Origin of the sequence: Wolbachia endosymbiont of Drosophila seguyi (assembly GCF_028981765.1) — a bacterium.
GTDB lineage: Bacteria > Pseudomonadota > Alphaproteobacteria > Rickettsiales > Anaplasmataceae > Wolbachia > Wolbachia pipientis.
Genome location: NZ_JAPQLM010000150.1, coordinates 1 through 7,756 on the forward strand (window position 1 = coordinate 1; position 7,756 = coordinate 7,756).

At 36.4% G+C, this 7,756-nt stretch carries 8 protein-coding genes; 4 read left to right on the forward strand and 4 right to left on the reverse strand.

From position 1 onward, the window contains the following. Nucleotides 1-104 precede the first annotated feature (104 nt). Both ccmA and OZD62_RS03825 read right to left on the reverse strand, forming a co-directional pair. Complete coding sequence (gene ccmA / locus OZD62_RS03820) at nucleotides 105-728, reverse strand: heme ABC exporter ATP-binding protein CcmA (RefSeq protein WP_007548816.1); 624 nt, start codon at nucleotides 726-728, stop codon at nucleotides 105-107. Between the two features lie 3 nt (nucleotides 729-731). Then, a complete protein-coding gene (locus tag OZD62_RS03825) occupies nucleotides 732-1,163 on the reverse strand; it encodes a hypothetical protein (protein WP_010082661.1) in 432 nt (143 codons plus the stop codon). A gap of 190 nt (nucleotides 1,164-1,353) precedes the next feature. Here OZD62_RS03825 and aspS point away from each other — a divergent pair, with 190 nt between their 5' ends. Together aspS and OZD62_RS03835 are read left to right on the forward strand one after the other, a co-directional pair. Then, nucleotides 1,354-3,156, forward strand: a complete 1,803-nt coding sequence (gene aspS, locus OZD62_RS03830) for an aspartate--tRNA ligase (protein WP_275019465.1) — start codon at nucleotides 1,354-1,356, stop codon at nucleotides 3,154-3,156. Between the two features lie 61 nt (nucleotides 3,157-3,217). Next, entirely contained in the window at nucleotides 3,218-4,480 is a 1,263-nt protein-coding gene (locus OZD62_RS03835; protein WP_038198717.1) for an MFS transporter, read from the forward strand. 7 nt (nucleotides 4,481-4,487) lie between these two features. Here OZD62_RS03835 and OZD62_RS03840 read toward each other — a convergent pair whose 3' ends face one another. Both OZD62_RS03840 and pdhA read right to left on the reverse strand, forming a co-directional pair. Beyond that, a complete protein-coding gene (locus OZD62_RS03840) occupies nucleotides 4,488-5,411 on the reverse strand; it encodes an RluA family pseudouridine synthase (protein ID WP_006279888.1) in 924 nt (307 codons plus the stop codon). Nucleotides 5,412-5,819: 408 nt separating this feature from the next. Further along, a complete protein-coding gene (pdhA, locus tag OZD62_RS03845; RefSeq protein ID WP_006279887.1) occupies nucleotides 5,820-6,800 on the reverse strand; it encodes a pyruvate dehydrogenase (acetyl-transferring) E1 component subunit alpha in 981 nt (326 codons plus the stop codon). A gap of 55 nt (nucleotides 6,801-6,855) precedes the next feature. On the opposite strand from pdhA, the gene hemJ reads away from it, so the two are divergent. Together hemJ and OZD62_RS03855 are read left to right on the forward strand one after the other, a co-directional pair. Then, nucleotides 6,856-7,284: a protoporphyrinogen oxidase HemJ gene (hemJ, locus tag OZD62_RS03850; protein ID WP_010082641.1), complete on the forward strand. Its 429-nt coding sequence runs from the start codon at nucleotides 6,856-6,858 to the stop codon at nucleotides 7,282-7,284. Nucleotides 7,285-7,337: 53 nt separating this feature from the next. Continuing rightward, the gene (locus OZD62_RS03855; RefSeq protein ID WP_138265071.1) at nucleotides 7,338-7,616 is read left to right on the forward strand and encodes a hypothetical protein; all 279 of its coding nucleotides are present in this window, start codon (nucleotides 7,338-7,340) and stop codon (nucleotides 7,614-7,616) included. The last annotated feature ends 140 nt before the right edge of the window (nucleotides 7,617-7,756 follow it).

A 7,756-nucleotide genomic window follows, 5' to 3' on the forward strand; every position in this document is an offset into this window, starting at 1 on the left:
TAATCTGTACAGAGAAGATAAATAAATAGCTTCAGTGTTTATGATAAGGGGGCTGGCGGAGTTTGTCAAGCAAGTTTTTTATTTCTAGCGGTTATTGCCAAAAACTATACAAGAAGTCTATTGAAATTACGTATATCAATCGTTGTAAAATCACACAATTGCTCTGTAGAGCTATGCCCTGTAATAATTACTATACCATTTTGCTCAGAGCGTATTGAGATTAGGTTCAGCACTAATTCACACGTTGCACTATCAAGATTACAAAATGGTTCATCTATCAGCCAAACGTTTGCATTAGAAATCAAGAGGCGAGCAAGCGCAACTCTCCTTTTCCAGCCTGCAGAAAGTTCGCCATATCTAATATTAAGTACAGGTTGCAACTGCAAGCAACAAATAGCTGCCACAATCAATTCTCTAGTATTTCGTATTCCTGCCCAGAATTCTACGTTTTGAGCAACAGTTAAGCTATCTTTACAGGCATTCTTATGGCCTATATAGACCATAGAAGATATATAGGATTTTGGATCATCATATATATCTTTTCCGCAGTGCCTTATATTGCCTGATACCGGCGGTAAAAGTCCAGATAAACTTCTAATTAAGCTGGTTTTACCACTACCATTTGGACCAGTGATTAGAATCTTTGATTTTAGCTCAGCTTTAAAACTGAGATTCTTAAATAGTACCTTATTATTACGAGTGCAGGATAAATTTTCACATTCAAGCATGGATTATCTGCCCTTTCCCTTATGTTTACCTTGAGTTGAAGCCTGAGCTTTTACAAACAGCTCCCAAAATCCTTTCTGTCCGCCTTCTCTATGTATCAATTGTGCAAAACGCTGCATTAAACCATTACCCATCATAACCATCTTTGTCCATTTACCTACCGGTTTTGCTATGTCAACTATTTCTGGATCTTCTTTATAAACTTGCACATCTTTTTGCTTCTCACGCAGTATTTCCTGTTGTTTCATCAACTCTTTTTGCTTATTTTTTTGATATAATTCATTGAATTTTCTGTCTTCTTCCCACTCTTCTTTAAAAACTTTTCTAGGAAATATGATTTTTCTAATGCGATTTTTGTATATTTTTCTCAAAAAGAGAAATACTTTGACTATAGCAAGTAATGCTATACTATATATAATAATTTGTCCGAAAGACATTTTCTGTACTCAGCTTACGCCACACTATATTATACCATAATTATAGAAATTGTGCAATTTTTGTGTGAGTAAAGACAGTATAAAAGTAATACTGCTCTATTTCGTAAACTGGACAAATATCTGACGAATGGGCTTGTATGTGGTAAGGTTTATTTCTATACTTTTTAAAGAATTTAGAAGTGAAACAAATATGAACTGCTACAAGACTCACACGTGTGAAGAATTAAGAAAGAATGATGTAGAAAAGGAAGTTACCCTTTCTGGATGGTTATATCGTAAGCGCGACCATGGTAACCTAATTTTTGTTGATTTAAGAGACTTCTACGGAATCACTCAGCTAGTATTTAATAATGACAAAGACTTTTTTGATGAGATATCAAATTTAAAATTGGAGAGTGTAATTACTGTTACAGGAATAGTTGAAGCTAGAACTGAAGATACGGTAAACAGCTCTATTTCTACCGGAGAAATCGAGGTGATAGTCAACAATTTGCGCGTTGAGTCGGAAGTTGAGTTCCACTTTGATGAAGAAATAGCAAAAGAAGAAAGAAGTATATTGGCAAGCATTACCGGCGAGCAAGAATACCCAGAAAACATGAGATTTAAATATCGATTTCTTGACTTAAGACGTGAAAAAGTCCGCAACAATATTATTTTGCGCTCACAAATTATTGCAGAGCTCCGCAAGCTCATGATAGAGCGAGGATTTTTAGAGATTCAAACTCCAATACTCACTGCTTCCTCTCCTGAAGGAGCACGCGACTACCTAGTGCCAAGCAGGCTAAATCCTGGCAAGTTCTATGCATTGCCACAAGCTCCGCAGATTTTCAAACAGTTGCTCATGGTTTCAGGGTTTGATAAATATTTCCAAATTGCACCGTGTTTTCGTGATGAAGACGCAAGGGCTGACCGTTCTCCGGGAGAGTTTTATCAGCTAGATCTTGAAATGTCTTTTGTAACTCAAGAAGACATCTTTCAGATTATTGAGTCTACCTTATATAGAGTGTTTGCTAAATTTTCTCGCAAGTCTGTCGATAAAGATTTTCCACGCATTACATACAAAGAGGCAATGCTTAAGTATGGTTCTGACAAGCCAGATTTGGGTAATCCACTATTAATCAGCGATGTTACAGAAATTTTTCGTGATTCAGGGTTCAATATTTTCAAAAGCAATATTGAGCGTGGTATGGTAGTGAGAGCCATCCCTGCACCTAAAACAGCAGAGGAACCACGCAGCTTCTTTGATAAAAAGATAGAACATGCGCAAAAAGAATTCGGTGCTAAGGGTCTCGGATATATAACGTTTGATAAAGATGGAACTGCGAAAGGCCCAATTGCTAAATTTCTTGATGAAAATAGGCTAAACCACATAAGAGAAGCAACAAACATAGAGCCAGGAGATAGTGTATTTTTTGCTTCTGACAAAGAGAATGAGGCGGCAAACATTGCAGGAAAAGTACGCACTCTTTTAGGGTCAGAACTCAGTCTTATAGATGATAATATCTTCAAGTTTTGTTGGATCATTGATTTTCCATATTTTGTATATGACGATAAAAGTAAAAAAATCGATTTCTTTCATAACCCATTCTCCATGCCACACGGTGGTCTGAAAGATTTAGAGGACAAAAATCCACTGGATATCCTTGCTTACCAATATGATCTTGTTTGCAATGGAATAGAACTGTCAAGTGGGGCGATTCGTAATAACAAACTGGATATCATGTATAAAGCTTTTGCCATTGCAGGTTATAGCCGGGGAGAAGTTGATACAAGATTCGGTGCACTTGTACGTGCATTCAGATTTGGTGTTCCTCCTCATGGTGGAATAGCACCAGGAGTTGATAGAATAGTTATGCTGCTTGCTGATGAGCCAAATATTCGTGAAGTAATCTGTTTTCCTATGAACCAGCAAGGTGAAGATGTTCTAATGGGTGCTCCTTCCAAGGTGGAGGATAAGCATTTACGTGAATTATCCTTGAAGGTTATTGAATGAAAAATTTTATAGCAAGGAGCACCGGTTAATGATATATTAGGTTATGTTAAATTGAAAGACCATGAATAATATCCAAAAAGCAATACTATCGGGCATGATCTGTAACATGATTGTGTGGTATGAACTCACTCTTTTTGGAGTATTAACAGATACAATCATCAACGTTTTTTTCCCATCAGAAGATCATTATTTGAGTACACTCAAATTCCTTGGTGTTTTTGCAATTGGTTTTGCGTTTAGACCAATTGGTGCAGTAATTTTTGGTTATATGGGAGATAAGTATGGCAGAAGAAAGACTTTACTTACTTCAGTAATATTAATTTCAATATCATCCACAATTATGGGAATTATACCTGGGTATAAAGAAATAGGGTTGCTTTCACCTGTATTGCTTGTGTTTTGTAGAATAGTGCAAGGAATAACTGCAGGAGGTGAAACAAGCATTAATACAGCATTTACGATAGAGCATTCAAAAGATAAAAAAAATCTAGGTTTCTTAGGAAGTATGAAGCCCTTTAGCGGAGCCCTTGGAACGCTCTTATGCATAACAATGATATTTATCTGCAAAAGAGTTACAGGTGAGAACTATGAAATATGGGGATGGAAGTTGCTTTTTTATTTTTGCTTTTTTTGGGGGACAATAGGTTTTTTAACTAGGTACATATTAAAAGAAAGCTTAGCATATAAAACTAATAAGTACGCTAATAATTTAGCACATTCACCATTGTTAGAACTAGTAAGAAACTATAAAAGACCGCTTATTATTTCAATCAATCTGGGAATTGCTCAGAATGCAATTGTCTACGCAGCAATAATGTTTTATAATATATCAATAAAAGAGCTAGTTATTTTATCTATTAGTGTTAAAGATTTAATGAGGATAGTAATACAGGTTGTATTTGCAGCATCTGCGGTACTTTTTGCAATTTTATCTGATAAAGTTGGAAGAAAACGCGTAATGATTCCTGTACTGATTATGCTATCTCTGATTGGTACATGTGTATTACCATTATTATCTTCCGTTAACCACTATGTCGTAATAATAACTTACTTATTGATTACTATACCAGTAGGTGCATCTTTTGGAATATATGGTTCTGTTATTTGTGAACTGTTTCCAACAAAAGTAAGATGCACTGGCGTAAGCTTAGCAAATAATATATCTGCAGGAATTTTTGGTGGCCTTTCTCCATACATATGCATGTGGCTTATAGAAAAAACCGAAACAAAACTTGCAGCAGGCATTTATCTTACTGCCTGCGCATTAATTAGCCTAATATCTGTGCTTCAAATTAAAGCCAAAGACAGAAAAGTTGATTGGTGAAATCGTTTCAGTCGAAAAATAGCGCTTCAATGGATTTTTCGATGTGTTTAGTGATAGGAGCGGTGATAGTGATTTCTTTATTGTTTGGCAGTTTTAAAGATAAAGAATGCGAATGAAGGTGAATTTTATTTGCTATCCCATCAATAAAAGCTTTTTTACCACCATATTTACCGTCACCAAGAATAGGGCAATTTATATGAGCTAAATGTGCACGTAACTGATGGGTTCTGCCGGTAATTGGTTGTAATTTTAAATAAGCAACATTGTGTTTGGATTTTGCTATAATTGAAAAATGCGTAGTGGCATTCTGAGGTGAATTTTCATCAACGACCACTTTTTCTTGACCTGAAACATATTTTTTCACCAATGGATAGTCTATTGTTCCACTATCCTTGCTCGGTATGCCAGAAGTTAATGCTAAATAAGTTTTTTTTACTCTTCGTCCTTTAAATTCTTCCATAAGGTATCTGGCAACGTTAGCGTTGCGTGCGAATATTATCACTCCACTCGTATCTCTATCTAGCCTATGGACAATTTTAAATGTTTCCCCCTCTCTTATTTGGTCAAGCAAATCACTCATGCTAATCTTTACTTTTACGCCACCTTGAACGATGACCCCTGCGGGTTTGTTTATAGCTAGTATATATTCGTCTTCATATAATATGTTCTCTCTTAGTAGATTCACTAACTTTTCATTATATTTGCGATCAGAATTAGCGTTTTCAATATAATTCAAGTGCTTCAGCGTTATAGTTTGCCCAGAATTTACTCTATCACTGGACTTTGCTTTGCAATCATCAACTTTGATTAATCCTTTCCTTAAAGATTTTTCAATTACAGATTGCTTTAGATCAGGAAAGATTCTTCTGATGTACCTATCCAGCCTAACGTTATCGTCTTCTATTAATATGGTTTTTATACTTTGTAGCATTCCATTATTTATAATGAATATCTAGTGAAATGTCAATTATTGGTGTCATTCCAGTGTCAAGCACTGGAATGACACCGAAGGGGCTACTGCCGTCATAAAGGAACCAGTGTCAGCTACTCGGATGACAGGAGAAGGAGACTACTGAGATGACAGCTAGCCTGACAACCGTCATCCCGCTGCTTGTTAGCGGGATCTAGAGATACCGCGAATGAATCGCGGTATGACGGTTCGCGGCGGCATGACGTAGAGCTTGCGTTAGCTATACTTTTATACTCACCAACTCAGCTGGATCCAAGTAGTCAGAGCACTGGGATGACAAAAAAAGGAGGGCACTTGGATGACGGGAGAAGGAGCTATTTGGATGACATCGTTTACTATACAATGTTTGTACAGTTCTGGATAAAAAAATTAGCTAACAAATTTATAAACATCAGTATACAGCTCATCAACGCTTGGTTCTTTACTATTTTTGGCAAAATCTTCCGACTTTTTTACTAAATCACGTATTTCCTTATCAATTACTTTGCACTCTTCTTCTGAAGCCATTTTATTATCTGTCATGTATTTCTTTAAAGTGCTTATAGGGTCATGATTTTGCTTCATATCTTCAACTTCTTCTTTTAAGCGATAAGTAGCAGGATCTGACATTGAGTGACCGCGATATCGATATGTCTTCATTTCAAGCAGGATAGGCCCTTTTCCGCTGCGTGTGTGTTCCGCTGCTTCGCTTGTAGCCTCATAAACAGAGAAAAAATCCATTCCATCAACTTGTTTTCCAGGAATACCAAAACTTTCTCCTCTTTTATATAACTCTGTTACTAAAGTTGACCTTTGCACGGAGGTTCCCATTGCGTATTCATTATTTTCTATGATGTAAACCACAGGCAACTCCCACAAAGATGCCATATTAAACGATTCATATACTTGTCCTTGATTTGCAGCACCGTCGCCAAAATATGTAAATACCACATTATCTTTTTTCTTATATTTATTAGCAAATGCTATTCCTGTGCCAATTGGAACTTGTGCTCCCACTATTCCATGCCCGCCGAAGAATTTTTTTTCAACGTCAAATACGTGCATCGAACCACCTTTACCTTTCGAGCATCCTGTTTCTTTGCCGGTAAGTTCTGCCATTACAACATTTGGATCAGAATCACATGCGAGCATTAAGCCATGGTCTCTATAACTTGTGATAAAAGCGTCACCTAATTTTGATGCAGCTTGAGTTCCAACTGCAACTGCTTCTTGTCCTATTGATAGGTGACAGAACCCGCCTATTAATCCCATCCCATATAATTGTCCTGCTTTTTCCTCAAATCTGCGTATGAGTAGCATTTTCCTGTAGAATCCAATTATCTGTTCTTTAGTGAAATTTTCTGCTTTCATATCGATTTCTTTTTCATTAAACTAACACAATACCAGGAATTTTAAATTTTTGCTAATGAACTATTACCACTGGCTTGAGGCTTTTCACGTTATCTCTGTTATCATGTGGATGGCAGGTATGCTTTATTTACCCAGGCTTTATGTCTACCATGCAACTGTAAAACCGGGATCGGAAAATGATAGCTTGCTTCAAACAATGGAAAAGAGGCTACTTAGATATATCATAAACCCTGCAATGCTTTTCTCACTTGGTCTTGGAATTACACTAATGGTTATTAGGGAAGCATATCGTGAAGGATGGTTTCATGTAAAAGCATTTGCAATACTTTTGATGTTAATTATTCATATGCTACTTGCAAAATATAGGAAAAATTTTGCAATGGGTTCGAATAAGAAGTCACATATTTATTTTCGCGTTTTAAATGAAGCAGTTACAGTATTGATAATAGTTATAGTTATTATGGTTGTTGTAAAACCTTTTTGACTGACCTTACCCAAAAAAAGCAGAAAGCTCGTATCTGTTCAGATGCATGGCTAATGTACAATACTGAAATAAAAATTCCAGTGCTCCCTTTCTTGTCATCCCAGTGCTTGACACTGGGATCCAGCTTTCTTTACAAATTCACCAAAAGTGCTTCATTCTATAACGCAAAACCCATACTCACCAAACTCAATGCATTACTTGCAATTAAGTCTCCTGGATGCCAGTGTCAAGCTACTCGGATGACACCATTCTTTTTCCTGGATCCCAGTGTTAGCTACTTGCATGACACCATTCTTTTTCCTGGATCCCAGTGGGCTTTGTTGCATCGCTAGCTATGATGGATAAAGATAAAAAAGGTAGAGAATATCAGTAGCTTATTATTCTGGTATTTATAACAAGAATGGTCAGTGAATACCTAAATTTGAGTAAAAGAAATTTCACTACCACTCACTAATCCGGCTAAAATTCAAGA